This window comes from Halobacillus litoralis (assembly GCF_020171725.1).
GTDB classification, from domain to species: Bacteria; Bacillota; Bacilli; order Bacillales; family Halobacillaceae; genus Halobacillus; species Halobacillus litoralis_F.
Genome location: NZ_JAIVAJ010000002.1, coordinates 23,481 through 46,976, shown reverse-complemented (window position 1 = coordinate 46,976; position 23,496 = coordinate 23,481). Strand labels below are relative to the sequence as shown.

The 23,496-nt window shown below is 46.0% G+C and carries 21 protein-coding genes; 4 read left to right on the top strand and 17 right to left on the bottom strand.

From position 1 onward, the window contains the following. Positions 1 to 74: 74 nt before the first annotated feature. The 7 genes from pyk to dnaE form a co-directional block, all read right to left on the bottom strand. Positions 75 to 1,838: a pyruvate kinase gene (gene pyk / locus LCM20_RS04470; protein WP_225194234.1), complete on the bottom strand. Its 1,764-nt coding sequence runs from the start codon at positions 1,836 to 1,838 to the stop codon at positions 75 to 77. A 27-nt stretch (positions 1,839 to 1,865) separates the two neighbouring features. Then, entirely contained in the window at positions 1,866 to 2,825 is a 960-nt protein-coding gene (gene pfkA, locus LCM20_RS04465) for a 6-phosphofructokinase (protein ID WP_225194795.1), read from the bottom strand. A 222-nt stretch (positions 2,826 to 3,047) separates the two neighbouring features. After that, on the bottom strand, positions 3,048 to 4,010 hold the full coding sequence (locus LCM20_RS04460) for an acetyl-CoA carboxylase carboxyltransferase subunit alpha (RefSeq protein WP_225194233.1): 963 nt from the start codon (positions 4,008 to 4,010) through the stop codon (positions 3,048 to 3,050). Beyond that, positions 4,007 to 4,867: an acetyl-CoA carboxylase, carboxyltransferase subunit beta gene (gene accD, locus LCM20_RS04455; RefSeq protein WP_225194232.1), complete on the bottom strand. Its 861-nt coding sequence runs from the start codon at positions 4,865 to 4,867 to the stop codon at positions 4,007 to 4,009. Before accD ends, LCM20_RS04460 begins: the two co-directional genes overlap by 4 nt. A 75-nt stretch (positions 4,868 to 4,942) precedes the next feature. After that, on the bottom strand, positions 4,943 to 5,560 hold the full coding sequence (locus tag LCM20_RS04450) for a FadR/GntR family transcriptional regulator (protein ID WP_225194231.1): 618 nt from the start codon (positions 5,558 to 5,560) through the stop codon (positions 4,943 to 4,945). 77 nt (positions 5,561 to 5,637) lie between these two features. Beyond that, positions 5,638 to 6,876, bottom strand: a complete 1,239-nt coding sequence (locus tag LCM20_RS04445; protein WP_225194230.1) for an NADP-dependent malic enzyme — start codon at positions 6,874 to 6,876, stop codon at positions 5,638 to 5,640. Between the two features lie 133 nt (positions 6,877 to 7,009). Beyond that, positions 7,010 to 10,333 (bottom strand): DNA polymerase III subunit alpha, encoded by a 3,324-nt coding sequence (gene dnaE / locus LCM20_RS04440; RefSeq protein WP_225194229.1) that lies wholly within the window; start codon positions 10,331 to 10,333, stop codon positions 7,010 to 7,012. Between the two features lie 128 nt (positions 10,334 to 10,461). Between dnaE and LCM20_RS04435 the strand changes: the two genes are divergently transcribed. Both LCM20_RS04435 and ytrI read left to right on the top strand, forming a co-directional pair. Then, complete coding sequence (locus LCM20_RS04435) at positions 10,462 to 10,794, top strand: YtrH family sporulation protein (RefSeq protein WP_225194228.1); 333 nt, start codon at positions 10,462 to 10,464, stop codon at positions 10,792 to 10,794. Continuing rightward, the gene (gene ytrI, locus LCM20_RS04430; RefSeq protein WP_412097979.1) at positions 10,767 to 11,288 is read left to right on the top strand and encodes a sporulation membrane protein YtrI; all 522 of its coding nucleotides are present in this window, start codon (positions 10,767 to 10,769) and stop codon (positions 11,286 to 11,288) included. The genes LCM20_RS04435 and ytrI overlap by 28 nt, the downstream gene beginning before the upstream one ends. Before the next feature lie 49 nt (positions 11,289 to 11,337). Here the strand turns inward: ytrI and LCM20_RS04425 are convergent, their stop codons facing one another. Then, a complete protein-coding gene (locus LCM20_RS04425; protein WP_225194226.1) occupies positions 11,338 to 12,285 on the bottom strand; it encodes a DHH family phosphoesterase in 948 nt (315 codons plus the stop codon). Between the two features lie 120 nt (positions 12,286 to 12,405). Between LCM20_RS04425 and LCM20_RS04420 the strand changes: the two genes are divergently transcribed. Then, the gene (locus tag LCM20_RS04420; protein WP_225194225.1) at positions 12,406 to 12,699 is read left to right on the top strand and encodes a YtpI family protein; all 294 of its coding nucleotides are present in this window, start codon (positions 12,406 to 12,408) and stop codon (positions 12,697 to 12,699) included. A gap of 586 nt (positions 12,700 to 13,285) precedes the next feature. Here LCM20_RS04420 and LCM20_RS04415 read toward each other — a convergent pair. From LCM20_RS04415 to LCM20_RS04375, 9 genes are all read right to left on the bottom strand, one after another. Further along, positions 13,286 to 14,599 (bottom strand): DRTGG domain-containing protein, encoded by a 1,314-nt coding sequence (locus LCM20_RS04415; protein WP_225194224.1) that lies wholly within the window; start codon positions 14,597 to 14,599, stop codon positions 13,286 to 13,288. Positions 14,600 to 14,756: 157 nt separating this feature from the next. After that, positions 14,757 to 15,437, bottom strand: coding sequence for a metal-dependent hydrolase (locus LCM20_RS04410; RefSeq protein ID WP_225194223.1), 681 nt, complete (start codon positions 15,435 to 15,437; stop codon positions 14,757 to 14,759). A gap of 34 nt (positions 15,438 to 15,471) precedes the next feature. Beyond that, positions 15,472 to 17,022 (bottom strand): polyamine aminopropyltransferase, encoded by a 1,551-nt coding sequence (locus LCM20_RS04405; RefSeq protein ID WP_225194222.1) that lies wholly within the window; start codon positions 17,020 to 17,022, stop codon positions 15,472 to 15,474. 96 nt (positions 17,023 to 17,118) lie between these two features. Beyond that, complete coding sequence (locus LCM20_RS04400; protein ID WP_225194221.1) at positions 17,119 to 17,514, bottom strand: DUF350 domain-containing protein; 396 nt, start codon at positions 17,512 to 17,514, stop codon at positions 17,119 to 17,121. A gap of 15 nt (positions 17,515 to 17,529) precedes the next feature. Beyond that, positions 17,530 to 18,300, bottom strand: coding sequence for a DUF4247 domain-containing protein (locus LCM20_RS04395; protein ID WP_225194220.1), 771 nt, complete (start codon positions 18,298 to 18,300; stop codon positions 17,530 to 17,532). 72 nt (positions 18,301 to 18,372) lie between these two features. After that, complete coding sequence (locus tag LCM20_RS04390) at positions 18,373 to 19,044, bottom strand: PspA/IM30 family protein (RefSeq protein WP_225194219.1); 672 nt, start codon at positions 19,042 to 19,044, stop codon at positions 18,373 to 18,375. A gap of 15 nt (positions 19,045 to 19,059) precedes the next feature. Beyond that, the gene (locus LCM20_RS04385) at positions 19,060 to 19,569 is read right to left on the bottom strand and encodes a DUF4178 domain-containing protein (RefSeq protein WP_225194218.1); all 510 of its coding nucleotides are present in this window, start codon (positions 19,567 to 19,569) and stop codon (positions 19,060 to 19,062) included. A 245-nt stretch (positions 19,570 to 19,814) separates the two neighbouring features. Beyond that, positions 19,815 to 20,933 (bottom strand): alanine dehydrogenase, encoded by a 1,119-nt coding sequence (gene ald / locus LCM20_RS04380; protein WP_225194217.1) that lies wholly within the window; start codon positions 20,931 to 20,933, stop codon positions 19,815 to 19,817. A 127-nt stretch (positions 20,934 to 21,060) separates the two neighbouring features. After that, positions 21,061 to 21,819 (bottom strand): SDR family oxidoreductase, encoded by a 759-nt coding sequence (locus LCM20_RS04375; RefSeq protein WP_225194216.1) that lies wholly within the window; start codon positions 21,817 to 21,819, stop codon positions 21,061 to 21,063. 110 nt (positions 21,820 to 21,929) lie between these two features. Between LCM20_RS04375 and LCM20_RS04370 the strand changes: the two genes are divergently transcribed. Then, positions 21,930 to 23,246: a purine-cytosine permease family protein gene (locus tag LCM20_RS04370; RefSeq protein ID WP_225194215.1), complete on the top strand. Its 1,317-nt coding sequence runs from the start codon at positions 21,930 to 21,932 to the stop codon at positions 23,244 to 23,246. Positions 23,247 to 23,496: the final 250 nt, after the last annotated feature.

The window sequence follows — 23,496 nt, the reverse complement described above, 5'->3', positions numbered from 1 at the left end:
GGTGCGACGTAAAATGAAAAACCCGGAGGACGCTTTGTGAGCATCATCCGGGTTATCTCATCTTTTATGCAAAATTAAATGACGCTTGAATGACCTTCGTAGATATCTCCGCGAGAGCTGTCTACAGTTAAGTCAGATCCGTCTTTTACAACCTCAAGAGCGTCTTTGACGCCAACTACAACTGGGATTCCAAGGCTTAAGCCTACAACAGCTGCATGAGAAGTCAGACCGCCTTCAACAGTGACAAGAGCAGATGCTCTTTCAATGGCCGGCATCATGTCACGGTCTGTGCTCTGTGTGACAAGGATGTCTCCGTCTTCCATACGGTTGTTTGCATCTTCCGCATTTTTAGCGATGATGGCACGTCCGTATGCACTCTTTTGCCCGACACCTTGACCTTTAAGAAGAACATCGCCAATGACGTGAACTTTCATCAAGTTCGTTGTGCCGCTTTCTCCTACAGGTACACCTGCTGTGATGATCACACGGTCCCCGCGAGTTGCAAGACCTGAAGAAAGGCTGTTTTCTACTGCAAGGTCAAGCATCTGGTCTGTAGAGTAAGCACGCTCACCCATGATTGCGTAAACGCCCCACACAAGAGAAAGCTTGCGGTTGATGCTGTCGTTTGATGTGATCGCTACGATTGGTGCTTTCGGACGATACTTCGAAATCATGCGAGCCGTATGTCCGCTCTCTGTCGGTGTAAGGATCAAGTTGACATCCAAGTTGATCGCTGTGTGCGTAACCGACTGGCTGATCGCATCTGTAATCGTCATGTGACTGTGCTTAGAACGGTTGTCCAGGATGGACTTATGATTCAAGCCAGTTTCTGTTTTGCTTGCGATGTTGTGCATCGTTTGAACAGCTTCAACTGGGTAGTCTCCTGCTGCTGTCTCACCAGAAAGCATGATCGCATCTGTACCGTCGAAGATTGCGTTCGCTACGTCAGAAGCTTCCGCACGTGTAGGACGTGGGTTGCGCTGCATGGAATCAAGCATTTGAGTAGCTGTGATGACTGGCTTACCAGCTTTGTTACACTTCGCAATAAGTTCTTTTTGTACAAGAGGTACATCTTCAGCAGGAATCTCAACACCAAGGTCACCACGTGCAACCATCAGTCCGTCACTGACTTCAAGAATTTCATCGATGTTGTCGACACCTTCTTGGTTCTCGATCTTCGGAATGATTTGAATATCAAGAGCATCATGCTTCTCTAGAAGCTCTTTGATTTCCAGTACGTCTGAAGCACGACGAACGAACGATGCAGCGATGAAATCAACGCCTTGTTCGATTCCGAACTCGATGTCTTTTGCGTCTTTTTCCGTAATACCAGGTAGGTTTACGCTCACATTCGGAACGTTGACACCTTTTTTATTCTTAAGTGGTCCATTGTTCAGAACCGTTGTTTTGATTTCATTGTTGTCTTTATCTACTTCTTCAACTTGCAGTTCAACAAGTCCATCATCAAGAAGGATTTTGGATCCAGGGTGGACATCGTTGATCAGTCCAGGATACGTTACAGAGAAACGCTCAGCGTCTCCTTCAATCTCATCCATGCTTACATAAGCCGTGGACCCTTTCTCCAAGTAAACTTCTCCTTCTTTCAACGTACCTGTACGAATTTCAGGTCCCTTCGTATCAAGCAGGATCGCAACCGTTTTTCCAGTTGCAGCCGCAGCTTCACGGATGTTCTTGATTCGAGCACCGTGCTCTTCAAAATCACCGTGAGAGAAATTTAAGCGAGCCACGTTCATACCAGCATTGATCAGTTCTGTCAGCTTCTCGGTAGACTCAGAAGCCGGACCGATCGTACTTACAATTTTAGTTTTTCTAAACATTCTTATTCTCCTCCTCTAGTACCACTCTTATATAGACAATTCTTTGGAAAGACGATACATATCCAAGTCAACTTGGTGCTCTGTATTTAAAATGTCGATAATATCATGATCGACCAGTTTGTTTGCTTGTATACCCACCATGCGTCCGGCTTTGCCATCCAACAGCAGGTCAACAGCATGTGCGCCGAGACGGCTTGCCAGTACACGGTCGGAAGCGGATGGTGATCCCCCACGCTGCGTGTGACCGAGAACCGTTACGCGGGTTTCTAATTGAGCCGCTTCTTCGATCTGCTTCGCAAAGTCCACACCACTGCCAACACCTTCAGCAACGATGATGATGCTGTGTTTTTTACCACGGTCATGACCGCGCTTCAAGCGTTCTACAACTTCATCCATGTTATCCTCAGATTCAGGAATCAGGATGGTTTCTGCACCGTCTGCAAGGCCTGCCCATAATGCGAGGTCACCAGCGTCTCTTCCCATAACCTCAATGACATACGTACGTTCGTGAGAAGTGGCGGTATCACGAATTTTGTCAATTGCATCTATAATGGTATTCAGTGCTGTATCGAATCCAATTGTGAAGTCAGTCCCAGGAATATCGTTATCAATTGTACCCGGAACACCGATACAAGGATAGCCCTTTTCGGTTATTTTCTTCGCACCCATAAAAGTACCATCACCGCCGATTGCAATCAAGCCCTCAATGCCATGTTTCTTAAGCTGCTCGATTCCTTTCAGCTGACCTTCTTCGGTTTTGAACTCTTCACAACGCGCAGAGTAGAGCTTCGTACCACCACGCTGAATGATATCACCGACCGAACCCAGGTCCATCTTTTCGATATTGCCATCAATTAATCCTTGATAGCCGTATTTAATCCCGTACACTTCTAAGCCGTGAAAAATAGCTTTACGAACAACAGCTCGAATGGCTGCGTTCATACCGGGAGCATCGCCACCGCTTGTAAGTACACCGATTTTCTTCATACTCATCACCTCAAAAGTTAGACTAGTTATTCTGTCCCCAAACAAGGATTCACTAAAACCTGCCTTTGTGCCCAACTACTCTATAGCATGTACAAGTTTTCCCAAAAGGTGTATGAAACGCGAATGATAGCGTTACCAACCCCTTAAGATGCGAAAAGCCGCACCTGTCCTGTGCGACTTTTTTCCTTGAAAATGGGAACCGTCATGTTTCAACCGTACCCATTATAAATCAAGATGCGTATATTCGCCAATGTTTTTATATTTCTCGAACCTACCTTCTAATAACTGGGAATCATCAAGGCTTGAAAGCTCTCCCAACGCGCTGGAAATGACGAGGTCAATCTGTTCCGCCTGTGCCGCAATATCACGGTGTGCACCTCCGCGGATTTCAGAGATCACCTTATCGACAATGCCGAGCTTTTCGAGGTCGTACGCTGTAATCTTCATGGATTCTGCTGCCTTCTGGGCATAAGCAGCATCTTTCCATAATATCGAGGCAGCTCCTTCAGGGGAGATAACAGAATAGGTGGAGTTCTCAAGCATGAAGATGCGATCACCAATCCCTAGTCCTAATGCGCCACCACTTCCACCTTCACCGATTACGATACAAACAATCGGCACCGTTAAACCAGCCATTTCCATAAGGTTGCGGGCTATGGCTTCGCTTTGACCTCGTTCTTCTGCCGCCTTGCCTGGATAGGCACCTTTCGTGTCGATGAACGTAATTATCGGTCTGTTGAATTTCTCAGCCTGTTTCATGAGTCTAAGTGCTTTTCGGTAACCTTCCGGGTGCGGCATTCCGAAATTACGTCGGATATTCTCTTTCGTATCCTTCCCGCGCTGATGACCGATGACTGTCACAGGCTTCCCTTTGTACTTGGCGATACCAGAGATGATTGCTTCATCATCTCCGTAGAACCGATCACCGTGAAGTTCAAGAAAGTCGGTAAACAGATGTTCGATATAATCTGATGTCGTCGGGCGTTCCGGGTGGCGTGCCATCTGTACGCGATCCCAAGGCTGCATTCTGTCATAGACGTCGGCCTCGAGCTTCTCGAGACGCTCCTCCATCTTGACGATTTCATCCGTCAAGTCCATTTCACTGTTTTCAGTCAGCCGCTTCAGGTCGGCGATTTTTTCGCGTAATTCCACCACTGGCTTTTCGAACTCTAACACATGCTTCACTCTTCTTCACCTCCAGGATAATGAATGTCCAATACGGTGTGTAAAGTAGAACGGAGATCGTGTCTGTGAACGACCTTGTCCAGCTGTCCGTGTTCAAGCAGGAATTCAGCGGTCTGGAAATCTTCAGGGAGTTTTTCCCTTATCGTCTGCTCGATGATTCGTCGTCCGGCAAACCCAATCAATGCTTTCGGTTCTGCGAAGTTGTAGTCACCTAAGGAGGCGAAGCTTGCAGAAACCCCTCCTGTTGTCGGATGCGTCATGACAGAGATAAACAGGCCACCATCTGCGTGAAGACGCTGCAAGGCAACAGAGGTTTTCCCCATCTGCATCAAGCTGAGTACACCCTCCTGCATGCGGGCACCACCGGAAGCTGTAAAGATGATAAATGGAATTTTTTCTTTACGTGCATTCTCAATGGCATTCGCAATCTTCTCGCCTACAACAGAGCCCATGCTTCCCATCCGGAAGCGGGAATCCATAATCGCTACCGCCGTCTCAATTCCCTCGAGACTCGTTTTCCCCGTTACGACGGCTTCGTTCAGGTCAGACTTCAAGCGGTCCTTTTCCAGCTTCTCCTCATATTCAGGAAATTGCAGGGGGTTATTGGAGATCATATGCTTGTCCCACTCTACAAAGGAACCTTCATCAAATAAGTGTTCCAGTCTCTCATATGCCGTCAAACGGTGGTGGTGATCACAATGAGGACAGACGTTCATATTTCGTTGTAGTTCTTTTCTATAAAATATCTTCTGACAGTTCGGGCATTTCTGCATCAGCCCTTCTGGTACATCCTTTTTTGCTTCTTGTCTAGGTATGGATGCATAACGTTTCTTTTTGCTGAAAAAATCTCTTAGCAAGGTGATTTCCTCCTTTGGGACAAAAGCTTCCTTTCTTTATCAATATACACGACTGACACCACAGAATCTCTCTGTTCATGTCGAAGGGTTATCGGTAGTGGAAAATAAAGCGAACACATCTTCCGGCTTACCACCCTTCAAAATTCGTATCGCAGACTGGTACCACGAGGACTCATACTCTATTTTGTGCACAGTCTGTGTGAAACCGGAAATAAACTGCCACATTGACAATAATAAGTGCTGCCCACAAACTTCAAATAAATAATGAAAGAGCTTCAAATGCTTTTCTTCCCCGTCAAATTCATGACAAATTTGCTCGATGACAGCCAAGGTATCGGCAGAGACATTTCCGGCAAGTCTCATCAATGCCTCTTTCTCAAGCATTTGCTTAGCCGCTACCAGTTCGTCTCGCGTCCTCGTTTCGTTGAGGAGAAAATTCGATAGCAGTTCGACCATATGATAAGGCCGGTACGCCCTCATAAATGTACCTTCTCCCCGCTTAGTCTCAATGAGCCCGAGCAGCTCCATCGCTCTGAACGCTTCTCGGATGGAGGAGCGTCCCACCTGGAGCTGCTCGCTCAACTCCCGCTCTGACGGGAGCTTATCTCCGGGCTTAAGCTGGTGACTTTCAATATATCTTTTCAATTGGTGTAAGACACCTTCATAGACTTTTCCATTATGAGAATGGGGCATGAAACGCACCTCCGTTGGACAAACCTTCCGTTATGTAAGGAGGAAGGGATGGCGCCCTATTCTCCTGTGTACTGAATTCAATCTTCGTCAATCATCGTTAACTGACGGGTTTTCTCTGCTACTTCCTCAGGGTCGACGTGATGGCGCGCAACCCCTGATTCCATGGCTGCTTTTGCAACACTTGCTGCAACAGCTGGAGCTACTCTGGAATCGAACGGAGCCGGGATCACATAGTCATCACTTAGTTCTTCCTCACTTACAAGAGAGGCAATCGCTTCGGCTGCGGCAATTTTCATTTTTTCATTGATGCGTGTCGCTCTTACATCCAGAGCACCTCTGAAAATACCAGGGAAAGCTAGTACATTATTGACTTGGTTCGGAAAATCAGAACGTCCTGTACCGATTACACGAGCACCTGCGCTCTTCGCATCTTCCGGCATGATCTCCGGTTCAGGGTTTGCCATGGCAAAGATAATCGGGTCATCGTTCATCTTTTCAACATCTTCTTTTGACAATAATCCTCCGACTGACACTCCGATGAATACGTCTGCGCCTTCCATCACGTCATCCAACTTGCCTTCTACACGATCTTTATTCGTAATTCTGGCAATCTCATCTTTGACTTCGTTCATTCCATAATCGCGACCTTCAAAAATCGCACCTTTCGAATCACACATGATGATGTCACGAACGCCGAAATGATATAAAAGTTTAATAATGGCAATTCCTGCGGCGCCCGCTCCGTTTGCTACCACCTTGATATCCGACCAGGACTTCCCTGTCAGCTTCAAGGCATTCATTAAGCCCGCAACGGTTACGATCGCTGTACCGTGTTGGTCATCATGAAAGATGGGAATATTCGTTTCCTTCTTCAGACGATCTTCTATAATAAAGCAGTTCGGTGCAGCGATATCCTCAAGGTTTACCCCTCCGAATGTCGGCTCCATCAGCTTGACCGTCTGTACAATTTGATCAACGTCTCGTGTGTTTAAACAAATCGGGAACGCGTCGACTCCGGCAAAACTTTTGAACAGAGCAGCCTTCCCTTCCATCACTGGGAGAGCCGCTTCAGGACCAATATTACCAAGGCCCAACACAGCAGAACCATCGCTCACGACGGCGACCATATTCCCCTTCATCGTATAATCATAGACCGTTTCTTTATGGTCATAGATTTCTTTACAAGGCTCAGCCACCCCTGGGGAATAAGCTAAACTCAAATCTTTTGCATTACGTACAGGTACTTTCGAAGTTGTTTCCAATTTCCCCTTGTTCACTCTGTGTATATGAAGTGCTTCATCTCTCAAATTCGACACGACGACACGCTCCTTTTAATCAATGAAATATAAGCCGTACTTAGGTGGTCTGACCACCGTGAACTCCTTTATTATAACAGATGGTTTTTCAGTGTAAAGAAATACAAAAATGTGGACTGAGCTTTTTCAATTGTCAGCGGAGAACGACAGAGTCCTCAGCGAAAAATTGATGCATTTTCTTCATCAAGTCGTCACTTACCGTTACGCCGTCTTCGAGCTGATACGTTTTTCGGTCCTCCGCTCGAAATATGACGATTGGTGTATTTCCCGGGAAATACCGTGCCAATTTCCTTAGGTGGTCAACAGATTCCGTTTCCTGGTCTGCCTGCACTTTCACAAACAACCTTTGATTCGATGAAGTCGAGTCACGCTCTTCAAAACGTTGGATGGATTGAATGATCAGCTGCGCGCTCCCTCTTCTTTCTTCGACTTTCCCTTGTATCATTACAAGGATCTGTTCGTTCATCCAAGAGCGCACTTCTCGGTAAACGTCCGGGAAAATAACAGCATCTACTTCCCCATTCTCATCGTTCAGATTGACAAATGCCATCGACTCTCCACGCTTCGTCCGAATCTCTTTGATTGATTCAATGACAGCTGCGATCTTCACCTTCTGATTCAATTTCTCAATGCTCTTTCGTATAGGAAGAAAACCACCTTGCTCAAGAGACGTTCTAAACTCCTGCAGCGGGTGATCCGACAGGTAACTCCCGAGCACATCTTTCTCCATCGCCAGTTTCTTAAGCGGTGGAAAAGGCTCAATATCGATGGCTTCTCCCATACCAAAGTCTTCGCTGAAGAGCTCAGGCTGGTCTTGAAACTCCTTAAAGAGCTCGCCCTGCTCCAGTGCCTGATCGACACTTGCCAAAAGCCTTGCACGATTGGTGTCGAATTCATCAAATGCCCCGGCTATAATGAGTGATTCGATGACATTTCGGCTGATCGATTGTGAAGTAATCCTCAGACAGAAATCATTCAACCCACGAAACCTTGCATTCCTGCGTTCTTGCAGGATTTCCTCCGCTGCTTGAAAACCAATACCTTTGATTGCAACGAGTCCGAGCCGGATTCCCCCGTTCTCATCCTTCGTTACGAGACCACTCTTATTCACACTAGGGGGCGACACCAAAATACCGGCCTCTCTCGCTTCCCTTATATACATCGAGACCTTTTCCTGATCACCAAGGTTTGCGTTCATCAGCTCAGCTATAAAATAAGTCGGGTAATGAGCTTTTATATAAGCGAGTTTAAAGGAAATGACACTGTAAGCCACCGCATGACTGCGGTTGAACCCATAGTTCGAGAACTTCACGATCCACTCGAACAACTGCTTCGCAACCTGCTCCGTATAGCCTTTTGATACACTCCCTTTAATAAAAGCATTCCGCTGCTGCTCCAGTGTGTCGGATTGTTTCTTACTGACTGCCCTTCTCAAAATATCGGCCTGCCCTAAAGAATAGCCAGCCACCTTCTGTGCTACCTGCATGATTTGTTCTTGATAAACGAGCACGCCGAATGTAGGCTCTAAGACTGTGCTGATATCCGGGTGTGGGTACTCGACCTTCTCTCTTTCATGCTTGCGGTTCACATAGGTTTGGATGTATTCCATCGGACCCGGACGATACAGCGCATTGACCGCTACAACATCTTCAAAGTGAGAAGGCGCTAATCGCCGCAACACCTGTTTCATTCCTTGGGACTCAAGCTGAAACACCCCGTTCGTCCGCCCTTCCTTCAATAATTCGAATGTTTGATCATCATGAAGCGGAATATCATCTATATGAAACGAACTGTCTTCATACCGCTGCAGCTTTTGTTCCAATCGTTCCAGCAAAGTCAGATTTCTAAGGCCCAGGAAGTCGACTTTCAGTAGGCCGACACTTTCCAACTCATTCATGGCTGACTGTGTCAGGTAAGCGTTCCCCTGCCCCTTCATTAACGCTGTGTAATGAATCAGAGGCTTCTCGCTGATGATCACCCCTGCAGCGTGTGTGGAGACGTGACGAGGAAGCCCTTCCAATTTCGCAGCTACTCTGAACAACCGCTTCAAGGCTTCATCTTTTTTGATGTACTCTTTCAGCGAGTCTGAATCTTTCACAATCTCGACAAGGGAAAGGTTGGAATTCTTCGGGATTTGTTTCAGGATATAGGCCGCATCCTGATCATCAATGCTCATCGCTTTAAACAAATCCCTTAGTACACTTCTCGACCCGAAAGTACCGAATGTGCAGATTTGGGCGACATGGTGTCTACCATACTTATCGGCCACGTATCGGATAACCTCGTCTCTTCGGTGATCCGGGAAGTCAATATCGATATCCGGCATACTCACACGCTCAGGGTTCAAGAACCGTTCAAATAACAAGTCGTATTCCAGCGGATCGACTTGCGTAATTTCTAAGAGATAAGCGACAAATGAGCCCGCCGCCGACCCTCGCCCCGGTCCGACATGGATGCCCTCTTTTCTGGCATAAGCAATGAAGTCCCAAACAATCAAGAAGTAATCACTGAAACTCATCGATTGAATCACACTTAGCTCGTGTTTCAGTCGATCATGTGCAAGCTTTTTGTTCTGACCTGAATAGTCGTCCAAAGCACGTACACATAACTCCTCCAAATACTCATCTGCCGCCTTCCCTTCCGGCGTAGGATAGGCGGGAATCAGTTGCTGCTCGAGGTCGATTGTGACTTCGCATCGCTTTTGGATATCTTCAGTCGCCTGCAGGGCTTCCGGCCACCAGTCTATGAAATACCTTTCCATCTCGTCTACGGATTTCAAGTATTCGTGGCCTTTAGCGGGCGTCCCTGCGGAAACCCTGCTGCCGCTTTCTATCGCCTGAAGACACTCGAACGCCTCAGCATCTTCTTTATGTAAATACTTAACGTCCCCGAGTGTGACAACCGGCACTTCCTCTTTTATACTCCATTCCTTCATAGGGCGATGGATTTGACGTTCCTCGTGCAGGTCCACATCTTGAATCCCGAGGAAGACATCTTCGTTTCCGAACACCTCACGCCATTCTGCAAGGTGAGTGGACACCTGCATTTCGCGTCCTTGAACGAACGTCTCTGCCCAAATAGTCTGAGACGTTTTTACAATAACAATTAATCCTTGACTGTATTTCGTTAGTTGGGCAAGCTCTGGGGTCACTCCCTGCGTTTGAATCCAGGAACTGATCTTCATTAAATTCCGATACCCTTCGTTATTCTCAGCTATAAAAAGACAAGGAAAACGTTCGTGCTCGTACTGGACGGAAAGCTCCAATCCGATGATCGGTTTGATTCCTGCTTTAAGACAAGCTTGATAGAAGGAGACAGAACCGTGCATCACTTCATGATCGGTTAGAGCTAGAGCCCCATACCCTAAACGACCGGCCTCTTCCGCTAACTCTTCTATTTTTATAGTACTCTGCATTAAACTGTATCCACTCTTTACTTGTAAGTGAGTAAAAGCCATCGGTTCCACCTTCTTTCAATGTAAATTATAGCGGCATCTCTCTGGATAAGAAACCCTTCTGCATAAGAAACGTCGGACTAGAATAATGTGTAAACAGGACCACATTCTCTGGCGAAAAGAGGGACAAGATGGAGGACCGCTTAATTGTGTCGATCGTACAATGCTTCTTTATCGCTTTCGGGGTCATCGTCGGTGGGACAATCATTGGGAGTATTGGAAGTTACTTGACTGGAGAAGCTCCGTTGACAGCCATGTTCCGCATCGCGAAGGGACTCCGCATATGGGCCATTGTTGCTGCAATCGGAGGAACGTTCGATGCGATCAGTAATTTTGAAAAAGGAATCTTGGACGGCTCTACCTTTGACGTGTTCAAACAACTTGTGATCATCGTATCAGCCATGGGCGGGGTGAAAACGGCTCTGCTTCTATTTGAATGGCTGCTTGGAGAAGAGGTGACATAATGCATATCCCTCCCTTGTATAAAAGGAAAGAGTGGCGCCGCTTTTTAGCAGGCATCGCACTTGGAGCCATGCTCGGGTACACTTTTTTTCTCATTATACATGGTCAGCAGCAAGAGAATATGACGCAGGAACATATCCGTCTGTCAGCTGAATTAAATGAAGTCGAGAAGAAGTATGAGCATTTGCTCGACAATCCACCTAAAGGTGAAGAAAAGCCGCTGAAGGTACGGGATGTCGTCATCAGCTATACAAATGCCAAAAAGCTGGAGGTCGACTTGCTTACCCAGCACGAGCTGACTTCTCTCGTAAAGGACTTATTGTCGTCAATCAATGGTCAGAATGTTCAGGCCGTCGCAGATCAGATCGACCTCGTGATTTCTACGGTTGAAAATAAAGATTACGTTGTAGACCAACTCACCTATCAACTAACGGTGAAAAGATTGATTGTGACAGAAGAGGTCATCATGAATCTTGAAATTAAGCTGATCCCCTAATCTTATGGATAAGGGAAATGGCCCTGTGTCGAAGCAGGACCATTTCACCTTATGATTGATAAGATTTACAAACATCTCGAAGCTCTTCTGCAATCTCCTTTGTCTCTTCCCACGACCCTGCTGTAGCTCCAGCTGCCATAGGATGACCGCCGCCATTGTGATTTTCGGCAATTTTATTAATAACCGGTCCCTTCGAGCGCAGCCGTACACGAATGCTCTCTTCTTCTTCCACAAAAAAGACCCAGGCGAGAATCCCTTCGATATCTCCTAGAATCCCAACCAGTTGACTCGTCTCTGAAGCAGTCAGACCATATTCCTCCAACACTTCTTTCGACAAGATGATTGTAGCTGACCCAGCCTCATCCAACGACACATTTTGCAAGATGTGCCCTTTCAATTTAGCAACGTGAAGCGGTGTTTTGTACAATTCGTTATACAAAAGCTTTCGATCGAAATTATAGTGAACAAGCTCCGATGCATAGGAAAGCGTCTTCGTCGTTGTACTAGGGAAAAGGAACCGTCCTGTATCTCCGACGATGCCGGCATAGATCAACCGTGCCGCCTGGTCACTAAGTTCAGTGCCTTCCTCTTTCATATGTAGATACAGTCCATAGATCATTTCACACGTTGAACTTGCATTCGTATCCACCCATTGAATGTCTCCATATTCATCTACAACCGGATGGTGATCGATTTTGATCAGTTCACTGCCTTGGTTGTATCTCTGGTCGTCAATGCGGGCCTGATTCGCTGTATCACAAACGATGACCAGCGCCCCTTCAAACGCAGAGTCGGGCACTTCATCCATCTGAACTAAGAAGTCAAGGGAAGCATCATGTTCTCCTGTAATATACACGTTTTTATCAGGGTAATTGGATTGGATGATCTCAGCCAGACCAGCCTGCGAACCGTAAGCATCTGGATCCGGACGCACGTGACGGTGAATGATGATCGTATCGTATTGCTTAATTTTATTGAAAATCGCTTGTTTGGTCATATCGTTGCTCCTTTCGTTCTACCTCTCATTAAAACATAGTTTTTTTCCAACAGGTAGCCATATGGCTGAAAACAAGCTACAATAGGAGAGAAAAATCATACGTAGCAGGAGTCGATTCATTTGCTAATCTTTGCGTTTCTTATTTTACTCTCTTTTGTCCTATATATTTACTACAAAGTCATGATCACCCGAACAAACGACCCTTTGGTACAAGACTTCACGAACAGCAAGGCTAAAATCTGTCTAGGGGCGTTCATCTTCTTCTGGGGAATCAACCAGTACTTATTCTACCAAACACAGCTTTCCCTATTTATCGGTCTTGCCTTCATCCTTCTGGGCGGCTATCAAGCCATCACAGGCTGGAAGGCCATGAACCACTATAAAGGGGAATACCAAAAACACCGCACAACTTGACTATAGAACCGTTAGAAAAGGGCTGTTACTCATAGAAGTAACAGCCCTTCTGGGTGTTGAGAAAGGTTCTGGATGAGATACAGTGGAGCGTGGGGTGGAAAATAACTCGCTTTCCGGCGGCGGCCCAACAGGACGTTGGGTCGTTCGACGTTGCCAAACGACTTGGCGGTTTTAGTTCGAACATCCTTGTTCCTTTGGGTTCGATCTCGCCGTTGTCCGTGCATCCCGCTGGAGTCTCGCCATTTTCCACCCCACTTTGCCATAACAGTGGGTCCAGAACCGAGCGGCGATAAGTAGAGACGATTCAGAGTAATCATCGCCTTTTCCAGATGATAGCATAAGAGGTTCCGTCTCCCCTTGATAAAGGTGTTGGCGAAACAGCGAGACTCCTGTGGGAGCAGAGTACAGATGAGACCCCGCAGCGATCGAAGGGAGCGAGGAGACTCAGCGGACGCCCACGGAAAGCGAGTTGTTTCGCCAACACCGCTTTTCAAACTTTATGAGAACCGATAGGACTTTCTCGACATCCTGCAGGGCTGTTACTCATAGAAGTAACAGCCCTTTTCTTAAGATACGAGATATGATATTAACGGTCAATCAGTTGTGCCATAAGAAGCGCTTTTCCGACGATGGCTCCTTCGTGGTGCACTTCAATCTCGACCTTGGCAAACTTACGTCCGACCTCTAATATTTGAGGATACAAATCAATTTCACTCTCGAGCTGAACGGGCTTGATAAAGTAGACGGAAATATTCTCGACGACCAAATCTCCCTTTTTATGCTTCTGCAAGAGCCGACTGGTAGCTTCCGTGATTAACGTCGTGAACACGCCGTAAGACATCGTTCCAAGCTGGTTCGTCATTTGAGGTGTGACCTTGGATCTTAAATGATGAGAGCGTCCTGACGTTTCTACAATCTCTAGCTGCTTCGTCGCTAAATCATCAATGGTTTCACCGACCTGCGGCTGCCTTTGAATGTGCTGGAGAGCTTTTAACACATCCTGCCTTGAAATAATCCCCTGCAAATGATGAGAAGAATCAACGACCGGCATCAGCTCGATACCTTCCCAAACCATCACATGAGCAGCGTTGGCGAGAGAAGTGGTGGTATTCACCGTCATCGGATTCTTGGTCATCACTTTATCAATTCGTACGCCAGGATCTTTTGCGATCACATCTTTGGAGGTGACGATTCCAACCACACGGTTATGAAGATCGACCACCGGATACCGGTTATGCTTCGTTTCAGAATTGTAGTCATACCATTTCTGGACCGTGTCTGTCGTTTTTAAATATTTCGAATCCGCAAAAGGTGTGTAAATGTCATCTACGAGTACGATTTCTTTTTTTATCAATTGGTCGTAAATCGCCCGGTTGATCATGGTAGCCACTGTGAACGTATCGTAGCTCGTCGAAATGACAGGCAGCTTCTTCTCGTCAGCCAGTTGTTTGACAGTCTCATTCGTGTCAAAGCCACCGGTTATCAAAACAGCCGCGCCTTCCTGGACAGCCAGTTCATGAGCATTCGTGCGGTTCCCCACAATCAGGAGGGACCCCGCCTCTGTGTACCTCATCATCGCATCTAATTTCATCGCACCGATGACGAACTTACCCAGCGTCTTATAAAGACCTTCTCGTCCGCCGAGGACTTGTCCATCCACAATATTCAATATTTCTGCGAATGTCAGTCTTTCAATGTTTTCTTTTTTCTTTTTTTCAATCCGGATTGTTCCTACTCGCTCCATCGTACTAACAAGGTTCTGATTCTCCGCTTCCTTGATGGCACGATAGGCCGTTCCTTCACTTACATTTAAAGCCTTCGCAATTCCACGCACCGAAATCTTACTACCAACGGCTAACGATTCAATATGCTGTAGGATCTGTTCATGCTTTGTAGCCATTATGTCCACCAATCTTTCTAACTGTACTAATCGAATAAGGTTCTATTGTTATTATACAACTGATACAGTTTCACCGCAATTTCTTCCAGGAAATATGTATTCAGAAAATAAAAAACCTTCCCCCTAATGGAGGAAGGCTGTTAAAAAAAGCATATTCTTAAAGTTCGATCGACTCACCAGGTTCCAAGGCCGCTCCTTTTCCGGGGCGGACCTTCTTCGCGTACCCTTCACCGTCCTGATTGATTAGATCGAAGGTGTTATAGTGAATCGGAACCACCTGTTTCGCTTTCAACCATTCGGCAGCTGTCAACGCATCATCTGGTCCCATCGTGAAATTATCACCAATCGGTAGAAAAGCAAGGTCGATATCGTTACGCTCCCCTATCAGCTTCATATCTGAGAAGAGCCCCGTATCCCCTGCGTGATAGATGGTTTTGCCATCGATCGTCAGCAAGATCCCCGTCGGCATTCCTGTGTACACAATTGTTCCATCTTCCTCAGTGTAAGAGGATCCGTGGAACGCCTGAGTAAACTTCACATGACCGAAATCAAATTCGTGCCCGCCACCAATATACATCGGGTGGGCATTCAACCCTTTATTTCCGAGATAAGTAGCTAACTCGAACGGAGCCACAATTTGAGCATCCGTCCGCTTCGCAATATCAAATGTATCGCCTACGTGATCATTGTGCCCGTGCGTCAGCAGGATCACATCCGCTTCAACGGTGTCTGCATCTAAATCTGTGTTTCCATTGTCAGAAATGAATGGATCGAATAGAATCGTTTTCCCATTTGCCTCTACTTTGACTACTGAATGTCCATGATAAGATATTTTCACATATACCACTCCTTATGAATAAATGAATCTTACCTCAATAGTTCTGCCATGCTTTTTCATACTTTTGGATTAAATGAGGATCGATCAGCGTATTAGGCTTGATGGTCACTTTTTCCCCGTCACTCGTTACGATTTCCCCATCTTCATCCTTCCCAAACACGGTCAAGGCAGGAAGCATTTCATTCGTTAAGTAGCGTGTGTCCATATCGATTTGTATGTCCTCCACATCAATCGGATCACGACTTGCCATCACAAAGCCCCAGTTACCGAAACTCGGAATATCAACATTGAAGTTCGCTGTGTTTAAACCGGTCTCCCGTACCGTTTTATCAATCGTCCAATAGACTTCGGTCGCGAACACTGGGGAAGTAGCCTGAACCATCGCTGCCCCGCCAGGCGCTAAGTGGTTTCTGAGAAGAGAATAGAACTCACGGGTATAAAGCTTGTTCAAGCTCTCATTGTTCGGATCAGGCAGATCGACGATGATAACATCATAGAACTGATCCGACTGCTCGAGATAATTAAAAGCGTCTTCGTTCCTCACATCGACCCTGTCATCACTCAAACTTCCTTCATTCAGCGACAGAAGATGATGATTGTTCTTCGCAAGCTCAGTCACTGCAGGATCAAGGTCGACGAGTGATATCTGATCAACAGTGTCATATTTAAGCAGCTCTTTAGCAGCAATCCCGTCTCCGCCTCCGAGCACGAGAACATTCTGATGAGACGAAGCATAAGCCATGGCTGGATGAACGAGCATTTCGTGGTATCGGTATTCATCTGAAGAACTGAATTGAAGAGAGCCGTTTAAGAACAACCGGGTATCTTCCTGTTCTTTCGTCAAGACGATCTTTTGATAGGCACTGTCCTCCATATGAATGATCGGGTCCTTGTACAATTTCTGCTCGAAAGTAAAGGCCATCTCTTCCCCGAAGAACAACCCGGCCACTAACAGGACTGCAATAACGGTCCCTGCTGTCACGTGGATCCGCATCCTTGTAATTTCAGAGCGGAACAAATACAACACAACCAGTGCAACAGCCAAGTTAATACACGCGACAAAGAATGCGCTCTTGACCATTCCCATCTGCGGGCGTAAATAGAAGGCGAACAACAGTCCACCGATCAAGCCTCCCGCGTAATCCGAAAAGAGCACCCGAGCCGTACTTCGATTCAATTCCACCCCGATTTCGTTCGCCTTTCGGATCAAAATCGGTAATTCTAAACCTGTCAATGCACCGATCGTGAACGTGACTAAATATAAGAAAAAGGCATCTGTACCGGAAGGAGCAAAGGCCGTCAACCCGAACATTGTGAAGCTCGAGAACCCTCCGATCAACGCCACCATAAATTCAATCCAGACAAAAGTGACAATCAGCTGCTTCATCACTTTTTCACTGATACTTGCCCCAATTCCCATCCCTGTTAGAAATAGACTGATTGTTAACGTGTACTGCTTGACTCCGTCACCTAAAATATAAGAACCCAGTGCGCCGAACAGTACCTCGAATATGATTCCACATATGGAAACAATTCCTGATGCCCAATAAATGAAATGACTTTTTCTGATGTTACTTGCTTCCAACGTTTTTCACTCCTACACTTCCTGCTTTTGCGTACTGAAAAGCCACTAAGGATTCATTCTTAGTGGCTTCTCCAAAACATCCCCTATAGTCATGATTTATGTAATCGATGCACCAATTACAAAGGCAAGCCCGATCGAAACTCCCATAGAAATAATTCCGACTGCGGTGTTGTTTGCCTTCAGGTTCGTTTCAACTGAGAATTTACGCGTGAACAATTCAAATAGAATATACGCTGCCATTTGAAGCACCATTCCGAACGCACCCCAAATGAGTGTATCCCATACCGTGAAGCTGTGGTAGATGGCAAATGAAAGAACGATACAGATCCCAATGATTTTACCAGCAATCGACATTGCGACCGCTTGGTTTCCGTTCTTCACTTCGTCCCAGTCCTTATACTGTTTTGTTAAAAATTCGAAAATAACTAAGCCGATTAACACAATGATAATGGCAATTAAAAAATATCCTACTGTTGCAAGAAATGGTCCCATTCTAATCTTCCTCCTTTATTTTCCTGTTCCTGGTCCTCCACCGCGTGTCGATGATCCACGGAATGAACCTGAATTTCCTGAGCTGTTTGAACCGAAGCTTCCATACATCCCATATCCGCCATAACAGTCATTGGACTGTCTACAACTGCTTCTCCTGCGGTCGAACCAATCATCCGCATCCAGTACACGGTTCAGGACGATGGCCGTCAGCATGCCATTGAAGAAGCTTGGAGAATAGTTCTCCCGAACGAATCGGTCATTGGCAAGCTCAATCGTTACCAGACCTGGTTCTTCATTGCTTTCTTGTACGATGACAAAGTGTTCAGGGTACACGAGAACCTGTCTGTCATCCTGTCTCTGACTGATTTCCTCGGGTTGAATTTCATCAGACAGCTGCTGTACCACTTCTGGTAGTGTCAGCTCTCTCGTCATGTAAATCTTTGAAGTTCCGTTATTTCGATTCACGGTATCCAGTAGTGGGAAGGCAACTTGGATCAGCTCTTCAATGGACTTAGATGAGGAGCTGTCCGTCTGAGCATCATCGGAATCATCTTGAGTCTGGCTCTCATTATCATTCTCTGATGATGTCCCATTCGAACTGTAGTTATCAATGTTATCAATAATTTCATTCCTACTCGGTTCGTCCGGCAATTCATTGTATGTATCTTGCGTATAAGAGCCCGTCATACCTCTCAACGGATCGTCATCTTCTCCGAACACGTTAAACAAAAGAATGATCCCGACGATAACAGCAATCGCTAATCCAGCTAAATCCTTAATATTCACAACAAATTCCTCCTTCCTTCAGAAATAGGCGTGCCCAACAATTATATGTCGGGCACGGGCCTGTATTCATCCTTACTCTTTATTCATTTTTCTTTTCAGTTCTGCCAGTTCATCATCTACACCGTTCTTGTCGTCCAGTGCATCGAATTCATCATCCAGTGAACGGCTGGCCTGAGACATATCTTCACTAGTCTCCGCCTCGGCTTCATAACGCAGAACCTTCTCTTCCATACGATTGAAGCCTTGACGCGACTCATCTCCACCGATATTAGACATCGTACGGTTCATCTTCGTACGCGTTTTGGCAGATTCAGCACGTGCTTTCAAGGAATCTTTCTTCAGTTTCATTTCCTGGTACTCTTTTTTCATATCGTCCAGTTTTGTGCGAAGGTTGTCAGAGTCCGCTTTTGCACGGTCCCATGAAGCTTTGAACTGCTCAGCCTGCTCCTGCTGGCTGTTTTTGTCTTCAAGAGCACGACGGGCAAGGTCTTCGTTGCCTGCTTCAATGGCTTTCTCAGCCTGCTGCATACGCTTGTCGACAAGAGCCTGCGCATCGTCATACTTACGCTTCATCATCTTCTCGTTAGCAATCTGCTTCGCAACAGCCGCTTCTGCTTCACGAATATCGCTTTCCATATCGCGCATGAATTGATCCAGCATTTTCACCGGGTCTTCCGCTTTATCGAGCATTGAATTCAACTCAGAACCAACAACCGTCTGTACTCGCTTGAAAAATTTAAACATGTAAAGTCCTCCTTGTTATTTTGAACCTGCAATAATTTTAATTTCATAGGATTCTATGTCGTAGCCATAACTGACTTCGACTTCACTCCCCCATGATTCAACACTCAGATAACTCTGTTCGTCTTCGGCGATATAATCCCCGTAGCGGGTGGTGCGCCCGTTAATGTTCTGACTGCGCCCTTCTCCCGTTACTCTCGCCTCTCCTTCTTCATCTTTGAAGTAGGTGGCACCCTCATACTCCAGTTTCTTAGGAAAAGGAGTCTGGACAGGGAGCTTAACCGTTTCATATATGCCAAGCTCTAGTTCATCATCCATTTCAGCCGCCAGCCATTTGGTTGAATTCCCTTCTAGCAATTGATAGGAATACCACTCATAAGAACCATCCCGGTACGTAATTTTCCCTACGACTTCGTAATCCACAAGATCGTATGTGATAATGTCACCAATTTGAATATTCAATACGGTTCGTTCTTTCACTTCGGGTGTCTCTTTTTTACTCGAAAATAACTTTGAAAAGAATCCCAAGTGCTCACCTCTCCTTCCACTTTGACCTCGTGTACCTGTATTTACGGGTAAGGAGGCACAGAGGTTTCACGTTTTTCAATATTTTATTTAAATTCTTCTTCTCGATGTAACAAAACGTTCACAATGACCAGGAAAACAAAAATTCCCACTCCTAGTATACCAAACTTGTCAGCCATGATGTTTCTTTGTGAATCATAGAAACCTGAAAGAAAAATCCAGCAGTCAGACTGCTGGATTTAAGTTCCTTATTTATTAATTAGATTACGCGCGTCTGCATATTCAAGTCCTTGCGCTTCTGCTACGGCTTTGTATGTGACGTATCCTTCTAACGTGTTGATCCCTTTCATCAAAGGCTCACTATCCTGACATGCTTTCACATATCCTTTATTCGCCAACTGAATTGCATACGGTACCGTAACGTTCGTCAACCCGATTGTCGACGTACGCGGAACCGCTCCTGGCATGTTGGCAACAGCATAATGAAGAACTCCGTGCTTTTCATAGGTCGGATTATCGTGAGTCGTAATTCGGTCTGTCGTTTCGAATATGCCGCCTTGGTCGATGGCAACATCTACGATGACAGAACCTTCTTTCATTGATTTCACGACTTCCTCGCTGACTAGTTTCGGCGCCTTGGCACCTGGAATCAGTACAGCCCCGATGACTAAGTCGGATTCTTCAAGTGCTTCCTGAATGTTCAGTGGGTTGGACATCAGTGTATTGATCTCTGATCCGAATATATCGTCTAACTGACGAAGGCGTTCCGGGCTGAGGTCGATGATGGTTACATCTGCTCCGAGTCCCATTGCGATTTTGGCTGCGTTCGTTCCAACCACTCCGCCACCAATGACCGTGACTCTTCCACGACGGACACCGGGAATACCACCTAACAAAATCCCTTTACCACCGTGAGACTTCTCTAAGAACTGCGCTCCGATCTGAGAAGCCATTCTTCCGGCTACTTCACTCATCGGCGTCAATAAAGGAAGAGAACCGTTTGCCGCTTGTACCGTTTCGTACGCGATGGCAACGACCTGCTTTTCTACAAGGGCCTTCGTCAATGCAGGCTCTGGAGCTAAATGTAAGTAAGTAAATAAAATAAGTCCTTCATAAAAATAATCATACTCTTCAGCGAGTGGTTCCTTGACCTTCATAACCATCTCTTTGCTCCATGCCTCTTCGGCTGTAGAGACAATCGTGGCTCCAGCTTCCTCGTATTGTTCATCCGTAAAGCTAGAACCCAGTCCTGCTTGTGTTTCTACAAATACGTCATGGCCATTATTTGTCAGACTCACAACTCCAGCAGGTGTCATTGCGACACGGTTCTCGTTATTTTTTATCTCTTTTGGTATTCCGATTTTCACGGTCATCTACCTCCCATTCCATTTTCTCTATATCCCACTACTTTCTGCCAAGAAGACGTCGAAAGCCACTTCATTGTAACAAAATCGGCAGGAAAAACAACTACTTTTCCCAAAGTTATAAATCTTTCTACAAATGGCGGTGAATGACGTCCAGACCACCTGTCACCTCGTATATTGTCCCGGTAATCATGTCCGAATCCTCATGACAGAGGAACTCCACTGTCCTCGCAATATCTTCGCCTGTTCCAGGTCTGCCAATCGGGGTTTCGTCATCCTTCGACTGGCGTCCATCTTCTATGGAAGCTTCCTTCCATTCACCTAATATTTTTCCAGGGCAGATCATGTTGGAAGTGATTCCATACTCCGCTTCCTCATAAGCGATGGTCTTCGTCAGAGAAACAAGTCCAACCTTGGCCGCAGCAAAGGCCGAGCGGTATATCCATCCGGATGCTTCTCCTGCCCCTTGGAATCCATAATTGATGATTCTTCCGAACTGCTGTTTACGCATATACGGAACCGTTGCTTTCATAAGGTGAAAAGCGGCATCTAAATTGCCTCTGATCATAGCATTCCATTCTTCCGTCGTATAATCCATTAATTTTTTCCTCTCGAATATATATGGACCTGCGTTGTTTATAAGATAGTCTACTCTTCCGAATCTCTCGACAGTCTCTTGGACGATCCTTTCGAGGTCCTCCTTCTTCGTGACATCAGTTTGTATTAATTGTATGGAGTCTTTCTGCAACGGAAACTGCTCGTATAATTCAAGAGCTTTCTCGCGATCGCTTCTATATGTGACGGTTACTGACACTCCTTTATTCAAGAAGCTCTCCGTCACTTTCTTGCCGAGCCCTTTCGTTCCAGCTGTAATAATGGCATGTCTCATCACTTCATTCCTCCTCTATATCAGTTCACTCTCGTTACATTAAATCTTGATTTGTTTACAATATTCATTCGCTTCTGTAAAATGAATGCGGCAGAAAGGACGTGAGGGCTATGAGAACATCCTCTCGTAAGAAAATGATTGAAACCTTTGGATTGGAATCCGTTCCAAAAGAGCAGCAAAATACACCCTGGTATCGATTCGCCATCATCCAAATTGCGATTGCCGCCAATGCGGGTAATTTCTTAATCCCGGCACTAGCCGTCATAGAGGGCGGCCTTTCTTTTTGGGGTGCGGTATTATCAACCAGCATAGGTGCTGTACTAGGCTTTTTATTTGTTTCCTATTTATCTTTGCCTGGGGCCAGATTAGGCATCCCTGCTCAGTACTCGATTCGTACGATGCTAGGAGTCCAAGGAGCGAGATACTTATCCTCCCCGATCAGAAGTCTGACCTCATTGTATTGGTTCAGTGTTCAGACCATCGGTGGTACATATGTGATTCAGCAACTGATCGTAAGAGTCACCGGAAATGAACTGCCCTTTTTACTGTTTTCCATTCCTTTGTCGATCGTGATGGTCGTACTAGCCATCATCGGATTCGACGCCGTCAAAAAAGCGACCAGTTACTTCCTTCCACTGTTGCTGATCGGGGAAGGAACGATGCTTTATCTTTACTTTACTACAAACGATGCACAAGGTTCATGGCTGACGCTCCCTGATGACGCATCAGAAATGTCATGGACGAGCTTCTTTTTCTTTTCAAGCCTGGCTTTTGTTCAGTATGTATCCGGCGTCAGCGCATCAGCCGATATGACCAGGTACGCAAAGACACCCGCTCACGGGTTCTGGGGGCTTTTATCCGGCAACAGTATCGGCTTTTTCATCACAGCATTCATTGGGGCAAGTTCAGCTTACTTATTCAATGATATCAACCCCTATGTGTCATCCAGTAATGTAACTGATTCACCCTTATTCATAAGCATCATCACGCTGACAGCCATCATCTCGATGGTTTCGATCAATATCAGCAATGCGTACACCGGCGGCTACAGCCTTCTGAACACGTTCAGTCGCTTGAGTCGGGTACAGAGTGCTGTCCTGTTCGGCGCACTAGGCGTTCTGCTAAGTGGATTCCCGGACTTAGTAAATGAAGCAGAGTCGTATATTTCCTTACTCGGAGGCTTTATCATTCCGATCTCCGCCGTCATCTCGAGCGATTATCTATTTGTAAAAAAACGGATGCTCGACGAGAAGGCACTCGCACAGTTGACGAAAACCTCAAGCATCAATCCATGGGCGATCATTCATATCATTTCAGGAGGCATTCTGTACTTTGTTCTTCCAGAAGGCGCATCACCAGGATTCCTCACATTCCTGGTCGTCGCCATCTCCTACCCGCTGGTCATGAAAAACAGGACCTGGGGATGAAACAAAGCCCACCGATCTTCATCGGTGGGCTCTTTTTTATTTCTTGTTTTCTTTTTCAGTCTCTACACCAGACTGATAGCTTTCGTTCAGCGCACTCATCATTTGCTGTTCCGCTTCTCTTTCCAATGGGTTAACCGGCTTCTTTTTCGCCATTTATGATCACCTCACTCTTACTGTTCACAAAATAGTGTAAAATATTCGCATTTCTTAAAAAACGACGTGGTATAATAGAACTAACAAGGAAGGGGGA

What these genes read in the sequence shown, in the direction of transcription:
- LCM20_RS04370 (WP_225194215.1), top strand. Translation starts at nt 21,930, where the DNA reads ATGAGAACATCCTCTCGTAAGAAAATGATTGAAACCTTTGGATTGGAA.
- pfkA (WP_225194795.1), bottom strand. Translation starts at nt 2,825, where the DNA reads ATGAAGAAAATCGGTGTACTTACAAGCGGTGGCGATGCTCCCGGTATG.
- pyk (WP_225194234.1), bottom strand. Translation starts at nt 1,838, where the DNA reads ATGTTTAGAAAAACTAAAATTGTAAGTACGATCGGTCCGGCTTCTGAG.
- LCM20_RS04390 (WP_225194219.1), bottom strand. Translation starts at nt 19,044, where the DNA reads ATGTTTAAATTTTTCAAGCGAGTACAGACGGTTGTTGGTTCTGAGTTG.
- LCM20_RS04425 (WP_225194226.1), bottom strand. Translation starts at nt 12,285, where the DNA reads ATGACCAAACAAGCGATTTTCAATAAAATTAAGCAATACGATACGATC.
- LCM20_RS04450 (WP_225194231.1), bottom strand. Translation starts at nt 5,560, where the DNA reads ATGCCCCATTCTCATAATGGAAAAGTCTATGAAGGTGTCTTACACCAA.
- LCM20_RS04415 (WP_225194224.1), bottom strand. Translation starts at nt 14,599, where the DNA reads ATGGCTACAAAGCATGAACAGATCCTACAGCATATTGAATCGTTAGCC.
- LCM20_RS04435 (WP_225194228.1), top strand. Translation starts at nt 10,462, where the DNA reads ATGGAGGACCGCTTAATTGTGTCGATCGTACAATGCTTCTTTATCGCT.
- LCM20_RS04400 (WP_225194221.1), bottom strand. Translation starts at nt 17,514, where the DNA reads ATGGGACCATTTCTTGCAACAGTAGGATATTTTTTAATTGCCATTATC.
- dnaE (WP_225194229.1), bottom strand. Translation starts at nt 10,333, where the DNA reads ATGGCTTTTACTCACTTACAAGTAAAGAGTGGATACAGTTTAATGCAG.
- LCM20_RS04375 (WP_225194216.1), bottom strand. Translation starts at nt 21,819, where the DNA reads ATGAGACATGCCATTATTACAGCTGGAACGAAAGGGCTCGGCAAGAAA.
- ytrI (WP_412097979.1), top strand. Translation starts at nt 10,767, where the DNA reads ATGGCTGCTTGGAGAAGAGGTGACATAATGCATATCCCTCCCTTGTAT.